Source organism: Cupriavidus sp. BIS7, assembly GCF_000292345.1.
Classification (GTDB): Bacteria; Pseudomonadota; Gammaproteobacteria; order Burkholderiales; family Burkholderiaceae; genus Cupriavidus.
Genome location: NZ_ALOU01000097.1, coordinates 1 through 22,389, shown reverse-complemented (window position 1 = coordinate 22,389; position 22,389 = coordinate 1). Strand labels below are relative to the sequence as shown.

The window sequence follows — 22,389 nt, the reverse complement described above, 5'->3', positions numbered from 1 at the left end:
GGTTGGGGGAGAGGGCATTGAGGCTCTGCTTGCCACCATTCGCAATTTGAACCGCCCGGCCCTCTCCCCCGGCCCCTCTCCCACTTTGTGGGAGAGGGGAGAAAGATCCAAACCCTAAGCGACCCTGTCAGCCTTGTCCGTTGACGCCTCCGACGGCTGACGCCCGCCCGAATCGGCCGCGGCCAAGGCCAGCGCGGCGTGCTGGTCGCCGATCGTTGCGCCGCTGCGCAAGCCGCTCAAATCGGCCCCGGACGGTGCCTGATACACGCGCAAACCCAACTCCGGCAGAATCGCGAAGAGGTGATCGAAGATATCGCCCTGTATGCGCTCGTAGTCCGTCCAGTTGGTCAGCGTGGTAAAGCAGTAGACCTCGATCGGGATCCCCTGCGAGTCGGATTCCATCATGCGCAGGTTGAGCAGCAGATCGTGATGGATTTCCGGATGCGCGCGCAGGAACGCGATGCCATAGGCGCGGAATGTGCCGAGGTTGGTCAGGCGCCGGCGGTTGACCAGGTCCGTATCGGCTACCAGCAGTTCGCGGTTGCTCTGCTCTACCTCCTGCTGCTTGACTTCGAGATAGTCGTGCAGCAGCCGGAAGCGCATCAGCGCCTTGACCTCGTCATCGCTCAGGAACCGTACGCTGGTGGCGTCGATGCGCAGCGTCCGCTTGATGCGGCGTGCGCCCGACTCGAACATGTGCCGATAGTTGCGGTAGCTCTCCGAAAACAGCTTGTAGGTGGGCACCGTGGTCACGGTGTTGTCCCAGTTCTTGACCTTGACCGTATGCAGCGCCACGTCCACGACGAAGCCGTCGGCATTCGATTGCGGCATTTCGATCCAGTCGCCGATGCGCAGCATGTCATTCGACGTAAGCTGCGTGCTGGCCACCAGCGACAGCAGCGTGTCCTTGAACACGAGCAGCAGCACGGCCGATATCGCACCGATGCCGGACAGCATCCACAGCGGTGAGCGGTCGATCAGGATCGACAGGACAAGCACGCCACAAACGAGCCACAGCGCAAGCTGGGCCACCTGCACATAGCCCTTGATCGAATGCGTCTGCGCGCTGCGGCTGCTGGCAAACACCGTCTGCCATGCGTCCAGCACGCCGGACAGCATCAGGAACACGCTGATCCACGTACCGGCATGGGCCAGCCGCTCGATCGCCACCGAGAACCGGCCGAGGTTCGGCACCTCGCTGATGCCAAGCGTGATGATCGCCAGAAACACCGCATAGCCAAGGCGGCGGTAGGTCCGGTGCCGCAGCAGCGCACCGGCCCAGTTGGCGTGACCCGACAGGCCCAGCACACGGTAGACCACGCGGCCAACCACGCGCGCCACCAGCCATTGGGCAACGCCGGCGATCAGGACAAGTGCCACCACGTACAGGGTGATCTGTGCCCACGGATGGGCCGGGATGCGTTGCTCGAACAGGTCCAGCAGGGCGTCGAAATTCATGGGGCGTGAGGCAGTACGTGCAGACAACTAGACAAGTGCGAAGTCTACTACCTCTTCCAGCCCATCTCGCCGCCCATGCTGCCCATGCCGCCCATGCCGCACCGGTTCCGGCCCTGTTGCTCCGGAACCGGCTTAACTCACGTGTGGCGCGTACATCTCCATCAGTTGCTCGTCCGTGAAGCCCCAGTGCTTCGCGTCCTCGAACGCGACCACGGAATCCTCGCTCTCGATCAGATTGATGATCTCTGGCGGCAGCGAGGCCGACTCCGGCACGGAATAGAACGTCATCACGCGCGGACGCAGCGGTTCGTTCCCGTTCTGCCCGCAGACCACGGCCAGCCGGCCCGAGCGCAGCCGCAGCACGGTGCCCAGCGGATAGATGCCGACCGTGCCCGCAAATGCCTTGAACACGCGGCGGTCGAACAGCGTATCGACGCGCACGGCGATATATTCCATGGCGCGCGCCGGGGACCAAGCCTGGTGGTTGGGGCGCGGCGAGGTCAGCGAATCGTACGTGTCGCAGATCGCGGCGATCTTGGCGTGCACACTGATTTCGTGCTCGTGCAGGCCGAACGGGTAGCCCCGGCCATCCACGCGCTCATGGTGGTGCACGCAGACATCGAGCGGGATATTGGTGTAGAGCCGCGCCTCGTTCAGAATCCGGTATCCGGCCGACGGGTGGCGCCGCATCTGCTCGTACTCGGCCGGCGAAAGATCGCCCGCCTTGAGCAGCAGCGATTCCGGCAGCGTCAGCTTGCCGATATCGTGGACCAGCCCCGCCAGCCCAAGCTCGCGGACCTCCGCATCGGGCAGCTTCAGCCTGCGGCCAACGGCAATCATCAGCGCGCAGACCGAAAACGAATGCAGGTACGTATAGTCGTCCTTGGCCTTGAGCCGCGCCATGGCCAGCAGTGCCTGCGAATGGCGCGACAGCGACGTCGACGCCGAATCCACCAGCAGCAGCGCGCCGTTGGTTTCCAGCGCGCGGCCCATGCGCACCTCGCTGAACATCGACCCGATTACCGCGCGGCCGGTCTTGACCAGTTCCCGCGCGAGTTCGAGTTCCTCCTCGAAATTCGACGCGGACTCATCGGCGGGCTCGGTTTCCATCGTTTCCGGCGTGGCCGGGGTCGGCAGGTTGCGGCCCTTGAGGATGTCGATCCAGACGTCGTGCACGTTGGCCGCACGAATCTGTTCGACCTGATCGTCGCTGGTGACCAGAAAGCGTGAGCGCCAGAACGGATGGTTGATCCATGGCCCGCCCAGCCTGGCCACAAACATGCCCACCTGAAGCTGCTCCGCCTTGATTCTTCTTAGCATGTTCTTGCCCCTATCGAATATTGGCGAAGCGTGTGCCTCGCCTTCCCAAATTTGAGGCTCTTGACAGGCCCCTCGCCCCCTCGCGCGTATATCGACAGGTTCCGCGCAGACTTTAGGGCGCCGAAACGAAAAACCGACACGGACCCAGGATTTTGTTGGATAGCCCGCATACCCGCCCCCCGGTTTCCGTGAACACTTGAGGATCCTGGCGTTCTGCCGTTAATTGTTGTCGACCACCGCTATTGCGTCCTTCTTCGCCTGATGCATACCCATTACGACAACCTCAAGGTTTCTCGCGATGCCCCGCCCGAAGTCATCCGGGCCGCATACAAGTCGCTCAGCCAGAAGTACCATCCGGACCGGCATGCGGACAGCGAGCAGGCCAACCGCATCATGCGGCTGCTCAACGTGGCCTATGAGGTCCTGAGCGACCCGGTCAGGCGCGCCGAGCACGACCAGTGGATTGCAGTGCAGGAAAAGCTGGAAGCCGAGCAGAAACGGCGGCAGGCGCAACGGGCGGCACAGGCCGCGCAAGCTGCGAGAGCCCAGCCGCGCTCCGCGCGCCCAGCCCAGGCCGCACCGGCAAGACCGGCCAGCCCGACGCAGCCGCAGCCCGATGCGGGTCGCCCCGGCCACCCGGAGCGCGCGGCGCGACCCGAGAAGCCTGGCAAAACCGCACGCGACAGCGGCGGCCCGGCCGCGCCGCTGGCCAGGAAATGGTCGTTCCTGCTTTATGCCGCCATCGGCGCAGCCATTGTGGTGCTGATGGGCGAATGGACATCCCCGGACCAGCCCAACGTGGACAAGCGCGGCCCTGAACTCGTGCGGCCTGCGTTGGCGGCGCAAGCGGCGGCGTCCATCCCTGCCACGCTGGTGCGCGATGTGCGGTACACACGCCCGAGCCTGACGCCACGCGGCCTGCCGTGGCCGGCGGATTCCGGCTATCTGCCGGGCTACCCGGTGCTGAACACCAGCGGGCTGTCGATGCTGACCGTCGACAATTCGCGCAGCCGCTCCGATGTCCTGCTCAAGCTTGTGGCAGTCAATGGCGGCACGCCCGTTCCGGTCCGCACCAGCTTTGTCCGCAGCGGGTCATCGTTCACGATGGACGCGATTGCACCCGGCAGCTATGACGTGCGGTACCAGAGCCTGGACACCGGCGAGATCTACCGTTCGGAACGCTTTGTGTTCGAGGAACTCAAGGAGGCGGGCGGCACCAGCGCCGGACGCAACATCCTCACGCTCTGCACGGTGCCCGGCAAATCGCGATCGGTCACCATTACCGAACGCGAATTCCCATAAGAAAAACGCCGCCATGAAGGCGGCGTTTGGTACAGGGGGCTTACTTCGCCTGGCTGGCGGCGGGCGGCGTATAGGGCTTCGGCTTCGGGGCCGGGGGCGGCACCGCGCCGTAGAGTTTCTGCCAGCGCGCTTTCAGGCCATTGGCAATTTCCTGCTGGTTGTACTGCTCGGCAAAGTCGATCACGGTCATGCCTTGCTGGTTCTTCAGCCGCATGTCGGCGCCTTCGTCGAGCAGCAGCTTGACCGTGTCGATATGCCCGCCACGCGCGGCCATCATCAGCGGCGTGGTACCGTTCGGGCTCTCCGCGTCAATATAGGCGGCGTGGTCGACCAGGTATTTGACGATATCGTTGTGGCCGTTGGTGGCCGCATAGTGCAGCGGGGCCCAGCCCTTCTTGTTGACCTCGGCCTCCTCGCCGTCGACCATCAGCTTGACCATGTCCAGCTCACCTTGCAGGCTGGCCATCATCAGCGCGTTCTCGCCGGCAGGGTTGGTCTTGTCGAGGTCGATGTTCTTTGCCTTGATCAGCGCCGTTGCGACCTTGGTCGATTTCTCGCGCAGGGCCACCACCAGCATCGGATCGCCGCGACGGTCGACCAGATTCGGATCGATGCCCTTCGCCAGCAGCTTCTGGGCCGTATTGGCATCGTCGAATTCGACGGCCTTGCGCATGTCGTCGGCCGGCGCGGCCACGCTTGCGCAGGCCGCACAGATCAGGGCTGTTGCCGCAACCAGTCGTCGAATATTCATGTCAAGCATTAGCATTCCTGTCTATGTGCTTGAACAAACGGAAGAAATTGTCCGTCGTCTGTTCAGCGATGGTCTCCACGGGCACGCCGCGCAGCTTGGCAATGAACTCGCCCACATGGCGAACCCAGGCCGGTTCGTTGGTCTTGCCGCGGTACGGTACCGGCGCCAGGTACGGCGAGTCGGTCTCGATCAGCATGCGGTCGAGCGGCACCTTCTTTGCGGTTTCCTGCAGGTCGGCGGCGCTCTTGAACGTGACGATGCCCGAGAACGAGATATGGAAGCCCTCGTCCAGCGCCTGCCGGGCGATATCCCACGTCTCGGTAAAGCAATGCATGACGCCACCCGCCTCGCGCGCGCTCTCTTCGCGCATCAGGCGCAGCGTGTCGTCTGCGGACGAACGCGTATGGATGATCAGCGGCTTGCCCGTCTGGCGCGCGGCGCGGATATGCGTGCGGAACCGCTCGCGCTGCCACTCCATATCGCCAATGCTGCGGCCGTTCAGGCGGTAGTAGTCGAGACCGGTTTCGCCGGTGCCAACCACACGCGGATGGGCTGAAAGCGTAACCAGACGCTCGAGCGTCGGCTCTTCCGCGCCTTCCTCATAATCTGGGTGCACGCCGACCGACGCGTACAGGTTCGGATGCTGCTCGGCCAGCGCCAGCACACGCGGGAAGTCTTCCAGCGTCACCGAGATGCAAAGCGCGTGCGAGACCTGGTTGGCCCGCATGTTCTCAAGCAACTGCGGCAGCCGCTCGGCCAGTTCAGGGAAATCGATATGGCAATGTGAATCAACAAACATGGGGGAATCTCAGTCCAGCCAGCGTCCGAGGATCACCACACGCACGCGTGAAACCATAAAAACTCATATATAACAATTGGTTGCGAAGCAAACTTCGCGCAAAATCCGAAGCAATTACAGGGTCTGGGTCGGCCGCCCCGATTCAATGGCCTTGCCCAGAATCTCTTCCACGGCACGCTTCAGCATGCGGCCGTTGTCGTCATCAGGCAGATGCACGCCCACGCCTGGCGTCTTCATCGGCGTACCGGCTGGCGTGATCCATGCCACGGTGCCCTGCACCTGGTACTTCTGCGGGCGATCCAGCAGCGAAAGCACCAGGAACACCTGCTCGCCGAGCCGGAACGGCCGGTTCGACGGCACGAAGATGCCACCGCGAGCCAGAAACGGCATGTAGGCCGCATACAGCCCGGCCTGATCCTTGATCGACAGTGACAGCACGTTTGGACGCTGCGGCACGCCGCCCGTGGCCGGATTGCCAACACCGGCGGGCGCGACGGCAGGTCGCGTCGGCGCAACCATGGATGGTGCATTCATGTTTGACCCCTGTTTGCAACATTGCCCGCTTTGTACGGGCTATTGGAAATATGCGTGGTTCGACTTTTACCACGTGTGCGGACTGATTCCTACCGTCTAGCGGAACAATTGCCGGTAATCGAGGAAAACCGACTCCATGACGAGGCGCGCAGCCAACGGATGGTTCTCGTTGCGGCGAAGTCCGACCAGTCTTGCGGCAAACGCCTGCAACCGATGCGCATTGGTGGCACCGGCACAGCGGGCCAGCGCCGCCTGCTCCTTCGGGAAGTAGCGCGCCGTGCCAGTCCCGACGCACAGCGCGAGCAGATCGTAGGTCCAGCGCTGGAGGATGCCAAGCACGGGCGGCACGGGCAGCTTCTGCACGTGCTCAGCCGCGGCCAGCGCGTCGAATGCGGCGGCGCTGCCTAACTGGCCGACCAGCCAGCGCTGCAGCGGCTGCTCTTCGGCCTCGGCCGCGTGCAACGCCGTCAGCGGCGCCCCTCCAGCCAGCGCCAGTTGCGCCTCGACATCTGCAACGCCCTGGCTGCGCAGCCATTCAAGCGCGGCCGTGGGCGTGGGCCGCGTGACCGAAAACTGCCGGCAACGCGACAGGATCGTCGGCAGCACACGGTCGATCCGGTCCGTCACCAGCAGGAACACCGTCGACGGCGGCGGCTCCTCCAGCGTCTTCAGCAGTGCGTTGGCGCCTTCGGTCTGGAGTGCATCGAGCGGATAGACCACCACCACGCGCAAACCGGCGCGGTGCGTACCAACGCCCACGGTCTCGATCAGCGCGCGCACCTGCTCCATGCGGATGATCTTGCTGGGCGCCTTTTTCTTGCCGCTGCCTTCGCCATCGGACTCGGCGTCCCCGCCGGCCCCGGCTTCCAGCGCCTCGGGCCGCACCACCGAGAAATCAGGATGGTTGCCCTGGGCGAACCAGTGGCACGCGCTGCAGGCATTGCAGGGCTGGCTATCGGCAAGCGGCGTCTCGCACAGCAAGCCTTGCGCGAAATGGAGCGCAAGATCGCGCTTGCCAATGCCTTGCTGGCCGTGCAACAGCAGCGCATGCGGCAACCGGTCGCGCAGCGCGGCCAGTTGTTGCCAATCATTTCGTTGCCAGGGATAAAGCATGCTGTTTCAAGGGGTTAGCGCGGTGATCTCATGTATTGTCGGCACCTATTGGGCCGACATCACACCGCCGATATACATATCGAAAATCAGAGACTTGCGAGGATTTTCTCAAGCGTCACACGAATTTCGTCGATCGATCGCGTGGCATCGATCACGCGGAAGCGGTCAGGCGCCTCCGCCGCTCGGCGCAGGTATTCGGCGCGCGTGCGCTCGAAGAACGCACGGGACTCGGCCTCGAACTTGTCCGGCTCACGGGCACTGGCCAGCCGCGCGCTGGCGGTTTCCAGCGGCACATCGAACAACAGCGTCAGGTCGGGCTGAAGACCGCCCTGCACCCACTGCTCAAGCGCACCGAGCTTTTCCAGCGCCAGACCGCGCCCGCCGCCCTGGTAGGCAAACGTGGCATCGGTGAAACGATCGGAAATTACCCAGTCGCCACGTGAAAGCGCGGGCTCGATGACCTCGGCGATATGCTCGCGGCGTGCCGCGAACATCAGCAGCGCCTCGGTTTCAAGGTGCATCGTGCGGTGCAACAGCAGTTGCCGCAGGTCCTCGCCCAGCGGCGTGCCACCGGGCTCCCGGGTGGTCACGACATTGGCACGCGCGCGCAGGCGCTCGGCCACCCACTCGATATGGGTGCTCTTGCCCGCGCCATCGATGCCCTCGAAGGTAATGAATTTTCCGCGCATGAATTTAAGGTTTGCCGCGCTGGTACTTGTCGACCGCGCGATTGTGTTCGGGTAGCGAATTGGAGAAATAGCTGCTGCCGTCGCCGCGCGCCACGAAATACAGCGCATCGGACGGCGCCGGCGCCGTGGCCGCGGCCAGCGACGCCAGGCTCGGCAGCGCGATGGGCGTGGGCGGCAGGCCGGTGCGGGTGTACGTATTGTAAGGGGTGTCCGTCAGCAGATCGCGCTTGCGCAGGTTGCCGTCGAACTGCTCGCCCAGGCCGTAGATCACCGTGGGATCGGTCTGCAGCATCATGTTCTTGCGCAGCCGGTTCACGAACACGGCCGCGATCATTGGCCGCTCGGCAGCCTGGCCGGTTTCCTTTTCGACGATCGACGCCATCACCAGCGCCTCATACGGGGTCTTGTACGGCAGGTCCGCGGCGCGTGAATTCCAGGCGTCGTTCAGCCGTTTCTGCATCGCGCGATACGCGTGCTTGTATAGCTCGATATCGCTGCTGCCGCGTGCAAACAGGTAGGTATCGGGGAAGAACAGCCCTTCGGGCGCGGGCTCGGGGGCACCGATTGCGTGCATCAGGTCTGCATCGGACATGCCCTGCGTGTCGTGCTTGAGCGCCGGGCTGGCGTCCACCGCCGCGCGCATCTTGCGGAACTCCCAGCCTTCGATGACGGTGACGACGTAGTGCGTGACCTCGCCCTTGGCCATTTTTTCGATCACGTCGAGCGGCGTGGCGCCGGTCTCGAACTGGTAGCCGCCAGCCTTCAGGTCGGGGCCATGGCCGGTGATGCGCACGAGCAACTGGAACAGGCGCGGGTCCATGCCTATGCCGCCGCGCTGGATCTGGCGGCCGACGCTCATCACGCCGGAATTCGGCTTGATGACGACTTCGATCGGGGATGAGGCCAGGCCAAGCGGCTGATGCGCCCACCAGGCAAAGGCGCCGGCCACGGCCATGGCAAAGACCGCGAGAACACCGACCAGACGCAGGAACAGACGTTTCATGTAGTGATGGCAAAGGCCGGCCGCCATGCCCCCGCCGGCGGGTCGGGTTCATATTGGCGGCCGGCCGGAATGGCGACAGGCCCATATAATACCGGGAGCCTTGTGCCCGATGTGTCACCGCAAGTTACGGCGGTGCCACGGCACACGGCACCTCCCCCTATTTATTACGCCATTCAGGACCGTTTGCATGTCCGCCACCGAATTTACGCCCCTCGCCAACAGCCTTGAATCCCTGCGCAGCACCGGCATCGTGACCATGCCCGCCGGGCTCGGCCTGATCCGCGTGGCCGGCGACGATGCCGCCACCTTCCTGCACAGCCAGTTCACCAACGCTGTCGAGGACCTCTCCGCCGATACTGCCCGCCTGGCTGGCTATTGCTCGCCCAAGGGCCGCCTGATGGCCAGCTTCCTGATGTGGCGCGACGCCGACGGCATCGTGCTGCAACTGTCGGCCGAGATCCAGCCGCCTATCCAGAAGCGCCTGACGATGTTCGTGCTGCGCGCCAAGGCGAAGCTGTCGGACCTGTCCGCCACGCACCGTATCGTTGGCGTGGCCGGCGCCGGTGCCGAGGCCGCGCTGAAACAGGCTGGCCTGCCCGCACCGCAGGGCCCGATGGCCACAGCCACGGCAGATGGCGTTACCGTGATCCGCCTGGCCGATGCCGAAGGCGAGCCGCGCTGGCAGATTGCCGCGCCGGCCGACCGGATCGCGTCGCTGGAGCAATCGCTGGGCGCCACGCTGGCCGCCGCAGCCCCCGCCTTCTGGGACTGGCTCGATATCGCTTCAGGCATTCCGCGTATTGCGGCCGCCACGCAGGAGCAGTTCGTGCCGCAGATGATCAATTTCGAACTGATTGGCGGCGTCAACTTCCGCAAGGGCTGCTACCCGGGCCAGGAGGTGGTGGCACGCAGCCAGTACCGTGGCACGCTCAAGCGCCGTATGTGGCGCGTGCATGGCGAAGGCGACGTACCCGCCGCCGCTGCCGAGATCTTCCGTCCCGAAGATCCGGAGCAGCCGTGCGGCATGCTGGTCAACGTCGCACCGGCGCCGCAGGGCGGCTGGGACGGCCTGGCCGAACTGAAGATCGATGCCGCCGCGGGCGCGCTGCATCTCGGCGCGGCCACTGGGCCGGCAGTGTCCACGCGTGCGCTGCCGTACGAAGTGCTGCTGCCGAACGAGGCCGAAGCGGCTGGCTGACAGACACCGGAGGGGCGTCATGAGCGATCATCTCTATGTCTATTTCAAGGTGCCTGACGACAGGGCTGCCGAAGCCCTGCCGCACTGGCATCGCTGGATGGAAACGGTCGCCGAGGCGACCGGGATTGGTGGTACGCTGATGCGCAGGCCGGAAACCCGCGCCGGCCTGCAGACGTGGATGGAGTGTTACGCCGATGTCCCACCGGCGTTCGACGCCACGCTGGACGGCCTCTGGCGCCAGAGCGGGTTGACGCAATGGATCAGCGGCGACCGCATGAGCGAGCGTTTCGTAGATCTGGACGTGCTCTAGCCCACGGCCGAAGCAGTAAAGGAAGGAATATGTGCTTGATTCTGGTGGCCTGGCAATCTCACCCGGACTATGCCCTGGTGGTTGCTGGCAACCGCGACGAATTCTATGTCCGCCCTGCGGCGGCCGCGCACTGGTGGCAGGATGCCCCCGAGGTGCTGGGCGGCCGCGACCTGGCGGAGGTGATCGGCGATGCCGGCACCTGGATGGGAATTGCCGGCGCCAATGTCCAGCATGGACAGCATGCGCAGCCCGGGCAGCAAGGCCTGGAAGGCGCACGCTTTGCCGCGCTGACCAACTATCGCGCCCCGTCCGAAAAGCGTACCGATGCCCGCTCGCGCGGCGAACTCGTGGCGCATTTCCTGCGTGGCGACCAGTCGCCGCATGACTACCTGCACGATCTTGCCAGCGATCACGGCGCCTACAACGGCTTCAACCTGCTGACCAGCGACCTGCACGACCTCTGGTGGTACAGCAACCGCTCGAAATCGCGTCAGCCGCAGCGGCTCAAACCCGGGCTCTACGGCCTGTCCAATGCGCTGCTGGATACCCCGTGGCCCAAGGTCCGCAGCCGCGTGGGTGCGATGTGCGAAGTGCTGGCGGCTGATCGTGGCCAGGTTGGATCGAATGTCGAGCCCTACCTGCAGCTACTGGCCGACGAGCGCCAGGCCCCTGACTGGGAACTGCCGAGCACGGGCGTGGCGCCCGAATGGGAAAAGCTGCTGTCGTCGGCGTTCATCCGCTCGCCAAACTACGGCACGCGCGCCAGCACCGTGTTGAGGGTGCGGCATGATGGCCGCTTCGATTTCGTCGAACGGAGCTTCGACGCAGACGGTCAGAGCGGCGAAGTGTCCTATCGCGGCCAGCTCAATGTGGCGCGCGATACTGGAACAGTTCCCGCGCCACGCTGAGAGCCCCTGAGGCCTGCGTCCAGCAGGTGCCGATCAGACGATCCGCTTGCGCATCTCGATATGCGGTATCCCGGCCTCCTCGAATTCGTCCCCCACCTGCTCGAATCCCACGCGCGCGTAGAACGGCGCCGCGTGGGTCTGCGCGTTGAGGATCAGTTCGGGGTAGCGGAGTTCGGCCGCCTTGGCCATCAGCGCGTCAAGCACCTTCGCCCCCATGCCCGTGCCGCGTGCCGACTTGAGCACCGCCATGCGGCCGATATGGCCGTCCGGCAGCAAGCGGCCCGTCGCCACCGGCGTGCCGTCTTCGGCGAACGCCAGCGCGTGCCAGCTTGGCGCGTCCATCTCATCCCATTCCAGTTCCACCGGCACGCCCTGCTCCTCGACGAATACGGTGTAGCGGATTGCACGGGCGCGCTCGCGGGCTTCTTCCCAGGCGCAGACGAGAACGGAGGCGGACATGATGCGGGCCGATGAAAGTCTGAGGAAGGCGAGATCATACGCCTTCCGGCATCCATATCGGACGGCAGCGGCGCGATTATCGGCCGTTCGTTGAGGCGCCTTAGGGATTCCCCTTGTCGGCATCTTCCGCCACACTTGTATGATGACTTGAATACCTCGCCAGGCGACCCTCCGTTGACCCAATCCCAGCGTCCACTGCTCGGTTGTATTGCCGATGACTTCACCGGCGCCACCGACCTCGCCAATACGCTCGTGCGGCAAGGCATGCGCACGGTGCAGACGATTGGCGTGCCTGGCGCCCCGGTGGAGGCAGACGCGCTTGTGGTCGCGCTGAAATCGCGCACCATTCCCGCCGCCGATGCCGTCAGGCAGTCGCTGGCGGCACTGCGCTGGCTCCGCGACCAGGGGTGTCACCAGATTGTGTTCAAGTACCGATCGACATTCGATTCGACCGATGCCGGCAATATCGGCCCGGTCGCCGACGCGTTGCTCCAGGCGCTCGGCAGTGACTTCACGATCGCCTGCCCGGCCTTCCCCGAGAACGGCCGCACGGTTTTTCGCGGTCACCTGTTCGTGGCGGACGCGCTGCTCAATGAATCCGGCATGGAGCATCATCCGCTGACGCCGATGACGGACGCCAACCTCGTGCGCGTGCTTCAGCGCCAGAGCCAGTCGAAGGTCGGGCTGCTGCGCTACGACGTGGTCGCCAACGGTGCCGAGGCCGTGCGCGCCCGCATCGACGTGCTGCGCAAAGAAGGTGTGCAACTGGCGATTGCCGATGCGATCTCCGACGCCGACCTTCTCACGCTGGGGCAGGCTTGCGCCACGCTTCCGCTGATTACAGGCGCGTCCGGCATTGCGCTTGGCCTGCCCGAGAATTTCCGCCGCGCCGGATTGCTGCCGGTGCGTACCAATGCCGCCGAGCTTCCTGCCGTCAACGGACCTGGTGTCGTGCTGGCCGGCAGCGTATCGCGCGCCACGAACGACCAGGTCGCGTACTGGATCGCCAGCAAGCGTCCGGCCATACGGATCGACCCACTGCGCCTGGCGCGTGGCGAAGCCGTGGTGGACGAAGCGCTGGCCTTCGCACGCGCGCACGACGAGCCGGTGCTGATCTACGCCACAGACCAGCCGGAAGTGGTCAAGGCCGTGCAGGCCGAGCTTGGCGTGGTCCGTGCGGGCACGCTTGTCGAACACGCGCTGGCATGCGTCGCGGCCAGCCTCAAGGCTCGCGGCACGCGGCGCTTTGTGGTGGCGGGCGGAGAAACTTCGGGTGCCGTGGTGCAGGCGCTGGGGGTGGGCGCGCTGCGTATTGGCAGGCAGGTCGCCCCGGGCGTGCCGGTCACGGTGACACTGGACGATGAGCCGCTCGCGCTGGCGCTGAAGTCCGGAAACTTCGGTGGCGAAAATTTCTTCGAGGCCGCGCTGCAACAGCTTGGCGGCGCGCGATAGGCCAGGCCGCCGCTGAGCACGAGAACTGCGAGAACTACGAGAACTTCACGAACATTCAGTAGAAGGAGACCCTGAAATGCCGCGCTTTGCCGCGAACCTTTCGATGATGTACACGGAGCACGACTTCCTGGACCGCTTTGCCGCCGCGGCAAGCGATGGGTTCCGGGCCGTGGAGTACCTGTTTCCGTACGACCACCCGGCCACTGAGATCCGCAAGCGGCTCGACGACAACGGGCTGACGCAGGCGCTGTTCAATGCGCCGCCGGGAGACTGGGGCGCTGGCGACCGTGGCACTGCCGCCCTGCCCGGCCGCGAGGCCGAGTTCCGCGGCGGCTTTGCCCGCGCGCTGGAATACGCGGCCGTGCTGGGCAATGACCGCGTGCACGTGATGGCCGGTATCGTGCCGGCAAATGCGGACCGTGCCCGCTGCCGCGCCGTCTACCTCGAAAACCTGGCCTACGCGGCCGCTTCCGCTGCGGCACATGGCATCACGGTGCTGATCGAGCCGATCAACACGCGCGACATGCCGGGCTATTTCCTGAACCTGCAGTCCGACGGCCACACGATCTGCCGGCAGGTTGGCGCGGCCAACCTCAAGGTGCAGTTCGACTGCTACCACTGCCAGATCATGGAGGGCGACCTCGCCGTCAAGCTCAAGCGCGATTTCGGCGGCATCGGCCATATCCAGATCGCCGGCGTGCCGGAGCGCCACGAACCCGATATCGGCGAGCTGAACTACCCGTATCTGTTCGACGTAATCGACGAGCTTGGCTATTCGGGCTGGATCGGCTGCGAATACCGCCCGCGCGGCGGCACGTCGGCGGGGCTTGGCTGGATCAAGGGCTACCTGGGCCGATAACGGTGAGTCGGCTGCTTATGCAGCCGGTTTCACCACCTCCCACGCGTCGATCTGATCGCGCACCTGGGCCGGGATCGGCGCAGATTTCTGCGTCTGCGGATCGGCGCACACGTAGACGATCTCCCCGGTAATCAGGTGCTCGTCGCCACGGTACATCTCCACGCGGAACAGCATGCTCGACTTGCCGAGCCGCGCCATGCGGCCGCGAATGTCGAGTACGTCGTCGAAGCGCGCCGACGCGTGATATTCAAGCGTGGACTTGACCACGAAGATGTCCACGCCGTGAGCGTGCAGCACGTCCTCGGGATAGCGAATGCCGACCGCGCGCCAGTACTCGGTCACGCAGATATCGCAATAGGTCAGGTAGTGGGCATTGAAGACGATCGATTGCGGATCGACCTCGGCCCAGCGCACGCGCAGCGGCATGCTGTGGCGAAAATCCTCTTTGGCCATCGGTTTGAAGCTCCTGATAAAACGGGGCGCCCATTCCGGGCACCCCACGGCCTGCTTACTGCCCCTTGGCCAAACCCAGCTTTTCGATGATCGCGCGCTCACGCTTGACCGTATCGGCGGCAAACGCCTGGTACTGGCTGCTGCTCATGTAGTACGGCTCCATGTCGAACTTGGCCAGCGATTCGCGATAGTTCGGCATTTCCATGGCCTGCTTGAACGCGTCATGCAGCTTCTGCACGATCTTCGGATCGGTGCCCTTGGGCGCCACCACGCCAAACGGCGAGGTTTGCACGATACCCATGCCGAGTTCCTTCAGCGTCGGCACGTTCGGGAACCGCGCCGAGCGCTTGTCGCCCCAGGTGGACAGCAGGCGCAGCTTGCCCGATTCCACGTACTGGGCCCACGCCGGCGTATCGGCCACCGACATCACGTGGCCGCCCAGCAGCGCCTGCATCGATTCCGAATTGCCCTTGTATGGGATATGCGAGAACTGCACGCCCTGGCGCATGGCCAGGTCTTCCATGGTCAGGTGCAACGTGGTCATGGAACCCGGCGAGCCATAGGTGAGCTTGCCCGGATTGGCCTTTGCGTAGGCGATGTAGTCCTGCATCGTCTTGATCGGCGAATCCACAGGTACGACCAGGCCGAACGAGTAGCCCGCCAGGTTGATCACATAGGTCAGGTCCTTGACCGGGTCCCAGTTGATCTTGGTGGTGTACGGCAGGCGGTACACCGGCATGGCCACCTGGGCCAGCGTATAGCCGTCGGGCGCGGTCGACTGCATCATCTGCGCGGGCAGCACGCCACCAGCGCCGGGCTTGTTCTCGACGATGACCGGCTGGCCAAGGATCTTCGATGCGTTCTCTGCCAGCACCCGGAACGGGATATCGGTGGAACCGCCGGCCGTGTAGCCGATGATCAGGCGGATCGGGCGCTGCGGGAACTTGTCCGCCTGGGCGTGTGCCGGCATGGCGGCGAACCCCGCCACGGCAGTAGCGGCGAGCAGGCTGGCGCGAGCGATGGCGCGGACGAGAAAGCGGCGGCGTTGCATGTTTTTATGTCTCCTTCTGCTGCAAGAATGCGCTGTTGCGATTGCGAATGCGATTGGGACTTCGACTTCGATTGAACCGTTGGACAGATGCGCGCCCGCCCCGCAATTCTGTGAGAGGGGTCGGACGATGGTCCGGAACGGCGCCGGACATTTCTACATATCAAAGGCCCCGCGCAGTGCGGCCACGGCGTCGGCATGCGCGCCGGCCACCGCACCAATAAAGCGCCCGAGCTTGAAAAAATCGTGAATCATGGTCGGGTAGTCCGCCAACTCCGCAGCCACGCCGGCCGCTTCGAGCTTTGCGGCATAGGCCACGCCCTCGTCATGGAGCGGATCGTAGCCGGCCACGGCAATCCAGGCCCGGCAGCAGCCTTGCACATCGGCGCCCTGCCCGCCACCGTCTAGCGGCGCAAAGCGCCAGTCGTCACGGCTCTCTTCGGTATCCAGGTATTGCGAGAAGAACCACTCGATCATCTCGGCGGTCAGCAGATAGCCCTCGGCAAGCTCACGGCGCGAAGCCGAATCCCGACGCGCGCTGGTGCCCGGATAAATCAGCATCTGCAGCACCGGGGCCAGCCCATGGTTCCTGGCCTCCACCGCGCAGGCCGCCGCCAGCGTCCCGCCGGCGCTGTCGCCACCGAGCGCGATACGTCCGGGGTCGGCGCCGATCCGCGCTGCTTCTTCGAAAACCCAGTGCAGCACATCGAATGCGTCATTGGCCGCAACCGGAAACTTCCAGTCGGGCCCCAGCCTGTAGTCGACGGACAGGACCAGGCATTCCGCCGCATTACAGAACATCCTGCACAGTGAGTCGTGTGAATTGATGCTGCCGACCGTAAACCCGCCACCATGGAAATAGACCAGCAGCGGCAGTGGATCGGCCCAGCTTGCTTCACGCGGCGCGTAGAGGCGCACGGGCACCGCATGGCCATCGCGCGCGGTCACGTAGAAGTCCTCGACCGCATGCACAGGGGCGGGAGGAAGGTCGAGAATCGGCGCGCTCTTCTCGTACGCAATCTTGGCGTCGATTGGGTCCATCGTGTGGATGGACGGCCGCCTGGCACGCGCGATCAGGTCGAGCAACTGGGCGACCTGGGGGTCCAACGGCTGCGCAGGCATGTACTGGAGTTCTAATTGTGAACGGTCGTTCGATTTCCGTATCATGCCAGCGATTCCACTGCGCTTCATTACGAAATAACCCTTGATCTCCACATCGCTGCGGCTTCTGCGCGATGATCGGCCAGATGCGCAAGTCGATTTCGCGGCCTATGCTTGAGGTCAGGCGCGAATCCATCGTCCGCCAGAACCAGGAGACACTATGACAGGCGAACACTTGCAGGTTGTGCACGGCGACATCACGCGGATGGAAGTCGATGCCATCGTCAATGCGGCCAACAGCGGTCTGCTGGGCGGCGGCGGCGTCGATGGTGCGATCCATGGCGCGGGCGGGCCGGCGATCATGGCTGCCTGCCGAGCGATTCGCGACACACAGGGCGGCTGTGCGACAGGCGAGGCCGTGATCACCACGGGCGGCCTGCTGCCTGCCCCGTATGTCATCCATGCCGTAGGCCCGGTATGGAAAGGCGGCAGCCAGAACGAAGATGCACTGCTGGCCAACGCATACCGGAACAGCATCCGGTTGGCGGGCGAGCACAACCTGCGCACGGTGGCATTCCCGAATATCAGCACGGGCATCTACGGCTTTCCGCGCGAGCGGGCCGTGGACATCGCGATTGCGGCCGTGCGGGATGCGCTGGCGAAGGCCCGCTCGATCGAACAGGTGACCTTCGTGTGCTTCGATGACGAGAACTATCGGCTGTATCGCGAACGGCTCACCTGAACCGGAGCCGCCCGCGTCTGCCATCTTTTAGGACGCGCCTGGGGTACCTGAGGCGCGTCTACGGCAACGCACTGCGAATCAGGTGATTCACACGTTCCGGCTGTTCGTGAATGACCCAGTGCGTGCCCTCGGGAATGCGCTCCAGCCGCATGTCGGGTACGAATTCCTCCAACCCGTTGACAAGCGACTTCGGCAAGGCCCGGTCGTTCTCGCCCCAGATGACCAGCGTAGGAACGCGCACGACGAATGCGGATGGATCAAGGCGCGAGATATCGGGCGCGGCCTCACCCGGCGTGGGCGGGTGCATTGGCGACGCGCGGTAGTAGTTGACGCTGCCCGTCAGTGGATGCGACCCGCCGTCACCCGGCTGAGACCATGCGGCGTGATACTTCTCGCGGGTTTCCCCCGCGAACCAGGCAGGCGTGACGGCTGCATCGCCAGTCAGCATTTTCTCGATCAACGCGAAGTCGTTGGCAGCCAGCGCCTGTTCCGACCCCGGCTTGCGCAGCCAGTTCATGTAGGCCGACGCCTGCTGCTGCGCGGGGTCACTGCTCAGCGCGCGCGCAAACACGTACGGGTGCGGCGAGTTGATGATGACGAAACGCTCGATCAGGTCGGGCATCTGCGCGGCCAGGTTCCAGCAGATGGCACCGCCCCAGTCGTGCGCCACGATCACGCAGCGCTCGTAGCCAAGCACGCGGATGAACTGCACCAGATCCTCGACCAGGTGCTTCGGCTTGTAGGCGTCAACCTCGGCCGGCTTGCTCGACAGATTGAAGCCGCGCAGGTCTGGCGCCACCGCGAAATGCGTCTGGCCGAACTCCGCAAGCTGGTTTTCCCACGCGAACCAGAACTCCGGGAAACCGTGCACGAACAGGATCAGCGGCCGGCCCTGCTCCCCGGCGCTCGCGTAGTGCAATCGCGTCCCGTTTGGCAGGTTGGCAAACTGCAAGTGGTGAATCACGGCTGGTGTGGTCATCATGGTCTCCTTCGCCATCTTCTCTCCTGTTCGTTCCCGTCCGTTCCTGTCCGTTCCTGTCCGTTCAAGCAGGAATGCGGCCCGCTCAGCCGCGCAACGCGGCAACCAGGGCGGCGCGCACTTCGCTCTTGTCACCGAACGGATCGCTCGGATTGCGCTGGCCGACGATGTCGTCCATGCGCCGGTGCACTGCCTCCAGCTGGTTCGGGTGGGAGTAGATATAGAAGCCTTCGTCTCGGATGGCATCGAACGTCAGCCGCGCCACATCCGCTGCGCTGACCTTGCCGGAGCTGACGGCCTTGTCGGACAGCGCCTGGGAGACCATCTGCGAGCGCGTGGGCGGCGCGTCGTTGGCCAGGCTGGCTGGCCGGTTACGTCCCGACTGGGTGATGCCGGTGGGCACGAAGTACGGGCACAGCACCGAGCAGCGTACCTGTTCGGTGACAAGGCCCAGATCCTGGTACAGCGTCTCGGTCAGCGCCACCACCGCATGCTTGGACACGTTGTACACGCCCATGGCCGGCGGACTGAGCAGGCCTGCCATCGACGCGGTGTTGACGATATGGCCCTGGTAGCCCGGGTCCTTGCGCGCGGCTTCCAGCATCAGCGGCGTGAAAATCCGGACCCCGTGAACCACGCCATACAGGTTGACGCCAAGCACCCAGTCCCAATCCTTCTCCGTGTTTTCCCAGAGCAGGCCGCCAGCGCCAACGCCTGCGTTGTTGAACAGCAGGTTGACCTCGCCAAACGCGGTCATCGCCGCATCGGCCAGCGCCTGGACCTGTTCCGCCTTCGATACGTCGGTCCGCAGCCCGATTACCTGGGTGCCCTGTGACTTGAATTCGGCCACCGTGCTGTCGAGCGCATCTTCCTGGACGTCCGCCAGCACCAGCTTCATGCCCAGCGACGCACCGATTCGCGCGAACTCCTTGCCGAATCCCGAAGCGCCGCCGGTAATCACTGCTACCTTGTTTTCGAACTGCTTCATGTTGTCTCCCTCCGCTTATTAGTAGGCCTGCTCTGCGGCCTGTACGTGATAGTTCTGTCTCGGGAAATGCACGTTGACGGCACCCGCGCGCGGGTCTTGCCGCCGTATCGTCACCACATGCTCGGTCAGCGTCATCAGCACGCCGGCCACAGGGTCCTTTGCGTAGTCGGTTGGGGTCACCGTAACCGCGTCGCCAGCAGAGAAGCCGCTGCCGGGCAGGATCGTCGTATCGTGCGGAAGCGGGTCGTTGCCATACGCTTCGGTCAGCGCATCTTCCGCCGGTATCACACGCAGCTTGCCGTGCCCGTACAACTGCATGCGCGCAAACAACGCCTGCACCAGCGGATAGGCGTCAAGAATCGCGGCCAGCGCCGTGGCGCGGCGAATGAACCAGATGTTGTGAAACAACGAGAAATCGGCGATCGACAGATCCGGGCCTGCCACATGCTGAACACCCGCCGCGAACTGCTGCTGCAGGCGGCCGAACGTCTCATGCAGCAGCGCGGCCGCTTCGGCCTGCGGCATGCGCAGCGCATTGGTCTCCCCGCGCATGGCGATCCGGTCTGCGATAAACGCCTGGATCTGGGCCGGGGTCAGATGCGCCAGCATGGTTTGCGCGCCGGCCGGCTGCATCGTATAGGTGACCGATGCCGTGAACAGTGCGCTGTCCAGCCATGCCGCCATGGCGCGCGATGATGCCGCCTGGCTGGCTGGATACAACGTCGGATTCGGGGCCAGCCGGTCCAGCACCTCGCTGATCAATGCCGTATCGCAGTAGATATCGCTGCCGATCTGCATGACTGGCGTGCGCCGGTAGCCGCCAGTCAACGCAACAAGGTCCGGCTTGGGCAGTATCGGCGGGATCTCCACCGCGCACCAGGACAGCCCCTTGGCACCCATCAAAAGGCGAACCTTCTCCGAGAATGGCGACGTCGCGTACTGATGAATAATGATTTCTGCCATGCGCGCCTCCCCGGGATCAGTCGAGCAGGTCCGGCTGCTCCTTCACGATTCGCGCGTACAGCGGCTGAAACTGGAACCAGCCAGCCTGCGCGGTACCCACGATCGAATACGCCTGGCGTGCCGCGGCATCGCTGATCGCCTTCGGGGCCTGGCCGGTGTGCGCAGCAGCGGCTTCGGCCAGCAGTTGCACCTGACAGGACCGCTCCATCGTGATGAACCACCACGCGGCCTCGTCCACGGTCTTGCCGACGGTCAGCAGGCCATGGTTCTGCAGGATCGCCGCCTTGTTGTCGCCGAGCGCGTTGGCGATGCGCTGGCCTTCATCGAGTTCGACCACCACGCCGCCAAAGTCGTCGTAGAGCGCATGGTCGTCATAGAACGCGCAGACATCCTGCGTCAGCGGATCGAGCTTGCGGCCGAGCGTGGACCACGCGCGGCCATGGGTGCTATGCGAATGGGCGGCGGCTACGGCATCGGAGCGGGTCTGATGCACGCGCGAGTGAATTGCGAACGCGGCGGCATTGACCGGGTATTCGCCTTCCACGACGTTGCCGTGGTGATCGCAGCGAATCAGGTTCGACACCTTGACCTGGCTGAAATGCACACCGAACGGGTTGACCCAGAACGTGTCTGTGAATTCGGGGTCGCGTGCCGTGATGTGGCCGGCCACGCCTTCATCGAAACCGAACTTGGAGAACAGCCGGAACGCCGCAGCGAGCCGCTGCTTCCGATGCAGGCGCTCCAGCGCCGGCGTATCGAACTGCGGCGGGCGCGGCAGGTTGCGATAGCGGGCCTTGACCTCTTCAGAGAGGCCGGCACCGATTTCGTCATTGGTTTGCGGGGCGTTCATGGCTGTCTCCTGTTTCTCTTATTTGGAATGCGGCTCAGACCAGCTTCACAAGCTGCTTGCCGAAGTTCTTGCCCTTCAGCAGGCCCATGAACGCCTCCGGCGCACTGGCCAGCCCCTCGGCAATGCTCTCGCGGAACTTGAGCTTGCCCTGCGCGACGTACTTGCCCAGTTCACCAAGCGCCTGCGGCCACAGTTCCATATGCTCGGACACGATGAAGCCTTCGATCTTGCAGCGCGAAACCAGGATCGCTCGCGGGTTGCGGATCGGCATGTCCTGGCCGTCATAGCCTGCGATCAGGCCGCAGACCGCGATGCGCGCGAACGGGTTCAGGCGCGACAGCACGACGTCGAGGATATCCCCGCCGACGTTCTCGAAATAGCCGTCGATGCCCTTCGGCGTCACGGCCTTGAGCATCGCATACAGTTCCTTGGCATCCTTGGCGGCCTTGTAGTCCACGCAGGCATCGAAACCGAGTTCGTTGGTCACGTAGTCGCACTTGTCCTTGCCGCCAGCCACGCCCACCACGTAGCAACCTGCCAGCTTGGCCAGCTGACCCACCACGCTGCCGACCGCGCCCGACGCGGCGCTGACAACGATGGTTTCACCGGCCTTCGGCGCGATGATCTTGTTCAGGCCGTACCAGGCCGTGACGCCGGGCATGCCCACCGAGCCCAGATAGGCGGACAGCGGGATGTGCGTGGTATCGACCCTCTGCATCATGCCGCCGTCGCTGACGCCAAGCTCCTGCCAGCCGAACATGCCGACGACCTTGTCGCCGACGTTCCACTTCGGGTTCTTGCTGGCGATGACCTCACCGACGGTACCGCCAATCATCACCTCGCCCAGCGGCTGCGGATCGGCGTATGACTTGCTCTCGCTCATGCGGCCGCGCATGTACGGGTCCAGCGACAGGTAATGGTTGCGTACCAGCACCTGGCCATCGGCGAGTTCCGGCACGGGTACTTCCTCGAGGCGGAAGTTGTCCGGGGTTACCGCTGCCTCGGGACGCGAGGCCAGGACGATGCGCTTGTAGGTTTGCTTCGACATATTCGGATCCTTCACTCGTTACAGGTAGACGTGTTGGGGTATTGGCGCGGCGGGATCAGCCG

Annotated in this window: 24 protein-coding genes; 7 read left to right on the top strand and 17 right to left on the bottom strand. The window is 64.5% G+C overall.

The genetic code is table 11. The annotated features are described in order from the left end of the window. Nucleotides 1-114: 114 nt before the first annotated feature. Nucleotides 115-1,458, bottom strand: a complete 1,344-nt coding sequence (locus B552_RS0125955; protein ID WP_019451985.1) for a mechanosensitive ion channel domain-containing protein — start codon at nt 1,456-1,458, stop codon at nt 115-117. A gap of 132 nt (nt 1,459-1,590) precedes the next feature. Continuing rightward, a complete protein-coding gene (locus tag B552_RS0125950; protein ID WP_026036058.1) occupies nt 1,591-2,778 on the bottom strand; it encodes an HD-GYP domain-containing protein in 1,188 nt (395 codons plus the stop codon). Between the two features lie 261 nt (nt 2,779-3,039). Here B552_RS0125950 and B552_RS0125945 point away from each other — a divergent pair, with 261 nt between their 5' ends. Further along, nucleotides 3,040-4,080 (top strand): J domain-containing protein, encoded by a 1,041-nt coding sequence (locus tag B552_RS0125945; protein ID WP_019451983.1) that lies wholly within the window; start codon nt 3,040-3,042, stop codon nt 4,078-4,080. A 40-nt stretch (nt 4,081-4,120) separates the two neighbouring features. On the opposite strand, the gene B552_RS0125940 is transcribed toward B552_RS0125945, so the two are convergent. The 6 genes from B552_RS0125940 to mltG all read right to left on the bottom strand — a co-directional run bounded on the left by B552_RS0125940 (nt 4,121) and on the right by mltG (nt 8,969). Continuing rightward, nucleotides 4,121-4,831: an ankyrin repeat domain-containing protein gene (locus B552_RS0125940; protein WP_085958803.1), complete on the bottom strand. Its 711-nt coding sequence runs from the start codon at nt 4,829-4,831 to the stop codon at nt 4,121-4,123. Nucleotide 4,832: 1 nt separating this feature from the next. Further along, the gene (locus tag B552_RS0125935) at nt 4,833-5,630 is read right to left on the bottom strand and encodes a TatD family hydrolase (RefSeq protein WP_019451981.1); all 798 of its coding nucleotides are present in this window, start codon (nt 5,628-5,630) and stop codon (nt 4,833-4,835) included. 114 nt (nt 5,631-5,744) lie between these two features. Beyond that, nucleotides 5,745-6,164 (bottom strand): PilZ domain-containing protein, encoded by a 420-nt coding sequence (locus B552_RS0125930; RefSeq protein ID WP_019451980.1) that lies wholly within the window; start codon nt 6,162-6,164, stop codon nt 5,745-5,747. 96 nt (nt 6,165-6,260) lie between these two features. Next, nucleotides 6,261-7,277 (bottom strand): DNA polymerase III subunit delta', encoded by a 1,017-nt coding sequence (locus B552_RS0125925; protein ID WP_019451979.1) that lies wholly within the window; start codon nt 7,275-7,277, stop codon nt 6,261-6,263. A gap of 86 nt (nt 7,278-7,363) precedes the next feature. Beyond that, nucleotides 7,364-7,966 (bottom strand): dTMP kinase, encoded by a 603-nt coding sequence (gene tmk / locus B552_RS0125920; RefSeq protein ID WP_019451978.1) that lies wholly within the window; start codon nt 7,964-7,966, stop codon nt 7,364-7,366. A gap of 4 nt (nt 7,967-7,970) precedes the next feature. Beyond that, nucleotides 7,971-8,969 carry an endolytic transglycosylase MltG gene (gene mltG, locus B552_RS0125915; protein ID WP_026036057.1) on the bottom strand — a complete coding sequence of 333 codons (999 nt, stop codon included), beginning with the start codon at nt 8,967-8,969 and terminating at the stop codon, nt 7,971-7,973. Nucleotides 8,970-9,156: 187 nt separating this feature from the next. On the opposite strand from mltG, the gene B552_RS0125910 reads away from it, so the two are divergent. From B552_RS0125910 to B552_RS0125900, 3 genes are read left to right on the top strand one after another with little or no spacing between them, the layout of a single operon-like run. Then, entirely contained in the window at nt 9,157-10,167 is a 1,011-nt protein-coding gene (locus tag B552_RS0125910) for a folate-binding protein YgfZ (RefSeq protein ID WP_019451976.1), read from the top strand. Between the two features lie 19 nt (nt 10,168-10,186). Beyond that, complete coding sequence (locus B552_RS0125905) at nt 10,187-10,477, top strand: DUF4936 family protein (protein ID WP_019451975.1); 291 nt, start codon at nt 10,187-10,189, stop codon at nt 10,475-10,477. A gap of 29 nt (nt 10,478-10,506) precedes the next feature. Further along, the gene (locus B552_RS0125900; RefSeq protein WP_026036056.1) at nt 10,507-11,385 is read left to right on the top strand and encodes an NRDE family protein; all 879 of its coding nucleotides are present in this window, start codon (nt 10,507-10,509) and stop codon (nt 11,383-11,385) included. 33 nt (nt 11,386-11,418) lie between these two features. Here the strand turns inward: B552_RS0125900 and B552_RS0125895 are convergent, their stop codons facing one another. After that, a complete protein-coding gene (locus B552_RS0125895) occupies nt 11,419-11,844 on the bottom strand; it encodes a GNAT family N-acetyltransferase (RefSeq protein WP_019451973.1) in 426 nt (141 codons plus the stop codon). A 174-nt stretch (nt 11,845-12,018) separates the two neighbouring features. Here B552_RS0125895 and otnK point away from each other — a divergent pair, with 174 nt between their 5' ends. Both otnK and otnI read left to right on the top strand, forming a co-directional pair. Further along, complete coding sequence (otnK, locus tag B552_RS0125890) at nt 12,019-13,296, top strand: 3-oxo-tetronate kinase (protein WP_019451972.1); 1,278 nt, start codon at nt 12,019-12,021, stop codon at nt 13,294-13,296. A 76-nt stretch (nt 13,297-13,372) separates the two neighbouring features. Further along, a complete protein-coding gene (gene otnI / locus B552_RS0125885) occupies nt 13,373-14,155 on the top strand; it encodes a 2-oxo-tetronate isomerase (RefSeq protein ID WP_019451971.1) in 783 nt (260 codons plus the stop codon). A 15-nt stretch (nt 14,156-14,170) separates the two neighbouring features. On the opposite strand, the gene B552_RS0125880 is transcribed toward otnI, so the two are convergent. The 3 genes from B552_RS0125880 to B552_RS0125870 form a co-directional block, all read right to left on the bottom strand. Further along, nucleotides 14,171-14,608: a YbgC/FadM family acyl-CoA thioesterase gene (locus B552_RS0125880; protein ID WP_019451970.1), complete on the bottom strand. Its 438-nt coding sequence runs from the start codon at nt 14,606-14,608 to the stop codon at nt 14,171-14,173. 55 nt (nt 14,609-14,663) lie between these two features. After that, entirely contained in the window at nt 14,664-15,659 is a 996-nt protein-coding gene (locus B552_RS0125875) for a tripartite tricarboxylate transporter substrate binding protein (RefSeq protein ID WP_019451969.1), read from the bottom strand. A gap of 153 nt (nt 15,660-15,812) precedes the next feature. After that, entirely contained in the window at nt 15,813-16,823 is a 1,011-nt protein-coding gene (locus B552_RS0125870; RefSeq protein WP_051003621.1) for an alpha/beta hydrolase, read from the bottom strand. 154 nt (nt 16,824-16,977) lie between these two features. Between B552_RS0125870 and B552_RS0125865 the strand changes: the two genes are divergently transcribed. Next, entirely contained in the window at nt 16,978-17,499 is a 522-nt protein-coding gene (locus B552_RS0125865; RefSeq protein ID WP_019451967.1) for an O-acetyl-ADP-ribose deacetylase, read from the top strand. Nucleotides 17,500-17,557: 58 nt separating this feature from the next. On the opposite strand, the gene B552_RS0125860 is transcribed toward B552_RS0125865, so the two are convergent. The 5 genes from B552_RS0125860 to B552_RS0125840 all read right to left on the bottom strand — a co-directional run bounded on the left by B552_RS0125860 (nt 17,558) and on the right by B552_RS0125840 (nt 22,327). Further along, nucleotides 17,558-18,478, bottom strand: a complete 921-nt coding sequence (locus B552_RS0125860; RefSeq protein WP_026036055.1) for an alpha/beta hydrolase — start codon at nt 18,476-18,478, stop codon at nt 17,558-17,560. Between the two features lie 85 nt (nt 18,479-18,563). After that, nucleotides 18,564-19,466, bottom strand: coding sequence for an SDR family oxidoreductase (locus B552_RS0125855; protein WP_019451965.1), 903 nt, complete (start codon nt 19,464-19,466; stop codon nt 18,564-18,566). An 18-nt stretch (nt 19,467-19,484) separates the two neighbouring features. Then, complete coding sequence (locus B552_RS0125850; protein WP_019451964.1) at nt 19,485-20,429, bottom strand: glutathione S-transferase family protein; 945 nt, start codon at nt 20,427-20,429, stop codon at nt 19,485-19,487. 16 nt (nt 20,430-20,445) lie between these two features. Further along, entirely contained in the window at nt 20,446-21,279 is an 834-nt protein-coding gene (locus B552_RS0125845; protein WP_019451963.1) for a class II aldolase/adducin family protein, read from the bottom strand. 34 nt (nt 21,280-21,313) lie between these two features. Continuing rightward, complete coding sequence (locus tag B552_RS0125840) at nt 21,314-22,327, bottom strand: NADP-dependent oxidoreductase (protein WP_019451962.1); 1,014 nt, start codon at nt 22,325-22,327, stop codon at nt 21,314-21,316. Nucleotides 22,328-22,389 lie beyond the last annotated feature (62 nt).

Bases quoted from the DNA above. Each gene is read 5' to 3' on its own strand.
- B552_RS0125880 (WP_019451970.1), bottom strand. From the start codon at position 14,608: ATGGCCAAAGAGGATTTTCGCCACAGCATGCCGCTGCGCGTGCGCTGG.
- B552_RS0125940 (WP_085958803.1), bottom strand. From the start codon at position 4,831: ATGAATATTCGACGACTGGTTGCGGCAACAGCCCTGATCTGTGCGGCC.
- mltG (WP_026036057.1), bottom strand. From the start codon at position 8,969: ATGAAACGTCTGTTCCTGCGTCTGGTCGGTGTTCTCGCGGTCTTTGCC.
- B552_RS0125855 (WP_019451965.1), bottom strand. From the start codon at position 19,466: ATGAAGCAGTTCGAAAACAAGGTAGCAGTGATTACCGGCGGCGCTTCG.
- B552_RS0125930 (WP_019451980.1), bottom strand. From the start codon at position 6,164: ATGAATGCACCATCCATGGTTGCGCCGACGCGACCTGCCGTCGCGCCC.
- tmk (WP_019451978.1), bottom strand. From the start codon at position 7,966: ATGCGCGGAAAATTCATTACCTTCGAGGGCATCGATGGCGCGGGCAAG.
- B552_RS0125860 (WP_026036055.1), bottom strand. From the start codon at position 18,478: ATGACCACACCAGCCGTGATTCACCACTTGCAGTTTGCCAACCTGCCA.
- otnI (WP_019451971.1), top strand. From the start codon at position 13,373: ATGCCGCGCTTTGCCGCGAACCTTTCGATGATGTACACGGAGCACGAC.
- B552_RS0125875 (WP_019451969.1), bottom strand. From the start codon at position 15,659: ATGCAACGCCGCCGCTTTCTCGTCCGCGCCATCGCTCGCGCCAGCCTG.
- B552_RS0125895 (WP_019451973.1), bottom strand. From the start codon at position 11,844: ATGTCCGCCTCCGTTCTCGTCTGCGCCTGGGAAGAAGCCCGCGAGCGC.
- B552_RS0125950 (WP_026036058.1), bottom strand. From the start codon at position 2,778: ATGCTAAGAAGAATCAAGGCGGAGCAGCTTCAGGTGGGCATGTTTGTG.
- B552_RS0125925 (WP_019451979.1), bottom strand. From the start codon at position 7,277: ATGCTTTATCCCTGGCAACGAAATGATTGGCAACAACTGGCCGCGCTG.
- B552_RS0125955 (WP_019451985.1), bottom strand. From the start codon at position 1,458: ATGAATTTCGACGCCCTGCTGGACCTGTTCGAGCAACGCATCCCGGCC.
- B552_RS0125910 (WP_019451976.1), top strand. From the start codon at position 9,157: ATGTCCGCCACCGAATTTACGCCCCTCGCCAACAGCCTTGAATCCCTG.
- B552_RS0125905 (WP_019451975.1), top strand. From the start codon at position 10,187: ATGAGCGATCATCTCTATGTCTATTTCAAGGTGCCTGACGACAGGGCT.
- B552_RS0125935 (WP_019451981.1), bottom strand. From the start codon at position 5,630: ATGTTTGTTGATTCACATTGCCATATCGATTTCCCTGAACTGGCCGAG.
- B552_RS0125845 (WP_019451963.1), bottom strand. From the start codon at position 21,279: ATGAACGCCCCGCAAACCAATGACGAAATCGGTGCCGGCCTCTCTGAA.
- B552_RS0125865 (WP_019451967.1), top strand. From the start codon at position 16,978: ATGACAGGCGAACACTTGCAGGTTGTGCACGGCGACATCACGCGGATG.
- B552_RS0125900 (WP_026036056.1), top strand. From the start codon at position 10,507: ATGTGCTTGATTCTGGTGGCCTGGCAATCTCACCCGGACTATGCCCTG.
- B552_RS0125870 (WP_051003621.1), bottom strand. From the start codon at position 16,823: ATGATACGGAAATCGAACGACCGTTCACAATTAGAACTCCAGTACATG.
- B552_RS0125850 (WP_019451964.1), bottom strand. From the start codon at position 20,429: ATGGCAGAAATCATTATTCATCAGTACGCGACGTCGCCATTCTCGGAG.
- B552_RS0125840 (WP_019451962.1), bottom strand. From the start codon at position 22,327: ATGTCGAAGCAAACCTACAAGCGCATCGTCCTGGCCTCGCGTCCCGAG.
- B552_RS0125945 (WP_019451983.1), top strand. From the start codon at position 3,040: ATGCATACCCATTACGACAACCTCAAGGTTTCTCGCGATGCCCCGCCC.